At 66.0% G+C, this 2,250-nt stretch carries 4 protein-coding genes; 2 read left to right on the top strand and 2 right to left on the bottom strand.

What is annotated here, in order from left to right; translation table 11 throughout:
* Positions 1–546 precede the first annotated feature (546 nt).
* Positions 547–720: a hypothetical protein gene (locus ACTMMA_RS18170; RefSeq protein ID WP_441191469.1), complete on the bottom strand. Its 174-nt coding sequence runs from the start codon at positions 718–720 to the stop codon at positions 547–549.
* The gene (locus ACTMMA_RS18165; protein ID WP_441191468.1) at positions 717–1,415 is read right to left on the bottom strand and encodes a hypothetical protein; all 699 of its coding nucleotides are present in this window, start codon (positions 1,413–1,415) and stop codon (positions 717–719) included. The genes ACTMMA_RS18170 and ACTMMA_RS18165 overlap by 4 nt, the downstream gene beginning before the upstream one ends.
* Before the next feature lie 290 nt (positions 1,416–1,705).
* On the opposite strand from ACTMMA_RS18165, the gene ACTMMA_RS18160 reads away from it, so the two are divergent.
* Positions 1,706–2,020, top strand: a complete 315-nt coding sequence (locus ACTMMA_RS18160; protein WP_441190324.1) for a hypothetical protein — start codon at positions 1,706–1,708, stop codon at positions 2,018–2,020.
* On the top strand, positions 2,010–2,250 hold a 241-nt coding region (locus ACTMMA_RS18155), incomplete at its 3' end, for a YlcI/YnfO family protein (RefSeq protein WP_441190323.1). The genes ACTMMA_RS18160 and ACTMMA_RS18155, both read left to right, overlap by 11 nt.

The raw sequence follows: 2,250 nt of genomic DNA, 5'->3' as shown, positions 1-2,250 counted from the left end.
GGGGGGTAAGTTTGTGTGTTTTTCCTTTTTGGCGGGAAATGTGGTTCAGCAGGGGTCGTGCGGGGCGGCGTGTACGGCCGCCCCGCACAACCCTGTTCGTCAGACCTGCTGGGTGATCGTGCCACCAGGGTTTCGCCTAGCGGTCGCATCGGTTACGAAGCGGCCAGTCGACGCGGAACGGTTGATCGCGCGGCTGTTCCCGGTGCCTCGACCCACACGCTCGGTCGTGGTCTTGCCGGGCCACCGCGCGGCGGCGGCGTTGCTAACGAACCGCCCAGAACGGGCGCTGCGGTTGATGCTGCGGCCTCGAGCCATGATGTGCCTCCTAAGACACGTCAATGAGGCTGGAGGGCACCCACTATCCGGGATGCCGACGACTCCGCTACGATCACAAGAACCAAGCACATTGGTAACCCGTGGCCGTATAGCCTCGGTTTCGAGGCGGTCCCGTTGCACCGGGGCCGCCTCGAGCGCGTTCACGGGCTCATCGCCCGATCCCTCGCGCCAGTTGTATATGCGGTTCCGTGACGGATTCCTCGCCGTCCCTCAACTTTTTTCGCCGGACTTGCGGAGCGTGGCCTTGGTCACGAACTTCCCGCTCGTCGCGGACCGCTCGACTGCACGAGCGGCGGCACCCTTCGGGGCAGCCGCACGGGCGGCCGTGACGTTGCGGGTCCCAAGGGACGACCTCGCGATCTTCCGCTCGAAGCTGCTGCTCATGCCGTTCCGTCCTCTCTCAGTTGCGTCAACGTTCGCCGCGCCTTCCGGTACTCCCGCTCCAGCAGGCTAGACACGGACTTCGTGGTGCAGCCGAGTTCGGCCGCGATCTCCGCGTGGCTGTACCCGTGCGTGAGCATGACCATCGCCCTCGCTCCGCGGGGAGTGGCGCCGGCAAGCACCTGCTGCGCCGTCTCGTCACGGATGACGTCGTCCTCCACGCTTCTGACCGGCGCCCTGTCCGACAAGCGGATGAGGTCATCGTCCGGGACCGGGGTGGTGATCCGCTCCTTTGACTCGCGCAGCCAGGCCTGGGCGACGTTCCCGAACCGGAACATACATTGGCCGATGAAGTACGTGGACAGCGCCGCCCCCCTGCTTGGCTGCCATTTGCGGTTCGGCAGGATGTCGGTGCGGAACACGTGGAGCGCGGCGCTGACCGTGCCGACGGCTAGCTCCACCCGCACCTCCGGATCAGCCAGCGCCCAGTCCGGCAGCCGCGGCGCACGCACGTTCTTGCCGGCGAGCCGCTCATACAGGACACCGGCGCGCATCCACCCGTCGAAGACGGACACCCCGTACTCGGCGAGCACGTTCGCGAGCATCTCCCAATTCTCACCCCCGAAGCCGGAAGCTGCCAACTCGCGGATGAGTTCGACGTCGACGGCGAGCCGGTCAATCCGCTCCTGGTGCGACAAGTGCTCGGTTCTGAGCCACGCCTGAAGGACCCGGGACCGGGACGCACCCGGCCCCGACCGCCCTTCAGGTTCAACCACGTCAACCTTCCTCTCATGTCCCTTACCAGGATGCCACGCGGCACCGACGCTTCCGAGCCGTTGTCCGCAGCCGACAGTCTCTTTGCATTCAGCGTGTCGGGGTCCACAACTAAGGAGGATCCTCGGGGTGACCGGTCTCACCGACGAAACACACGCTCGCATGCTCGACCCGCGGCATGATGGTGCGTAGTCGTCTGTAATACACTTGGTGTGTGAGCGACCTGTTCGACCTCGAGACGCTCGATGACACCGAGCCCTTCGAGATCGACGAGCAAGCGGCTCACCTGTTCAAGCATCCGCACCTGGGGCTGGACGACGTGATGGACGCGTGGAGCAGTAGCCCGCTGTTCTACCCGGCGAAGCCACCCGCTCACTGGCTGATGCTGGCGGAGGTCAGTGGGCGAGTTCTCATCGTGCCGCTGGCTCCATCTCGATCGGGCGATCCGAGCAAGTGCCGACCGATCGGCTGCTACGAGGCGTCTTCGGGCCTCGCCGCTACGTACCGGAGGGACCGTGATGAGCACTGACGACAGCCGGCCGATGACGCCGGAGCAGGAGTACGAGTTCTATGCCGAGCCGCGCAACCAGGAGCCCCAGGGGCCTGCGCGTCGCCGCAAGCGTCCGATGAGCGCACCCGTACCGGTGCGCTTCCCAGCGGATCTCCTCGAGGAGGTCAAGCGCGCCGCCGAAGCTGACGACCGCTCAGTCTCAGCCTGGATCCGCCGAGCCGTCGAGCACGAACTGTCCCGACCCGCCT

The organism is Ornithinimicrobium panacihumi (genome assembly GCF_052073805.1).
Taxonomy (GTDB): domain Bacteria; phylum Actinomycetota; class Actinomycetes; order Actinomycetales; family Dermatophilaceae; genus Ornithinicoccus; species Ornithinicoccus panacihumi.
This window is presented reverse-complemented; position numbering and strand designations above follow the sequence as displayed.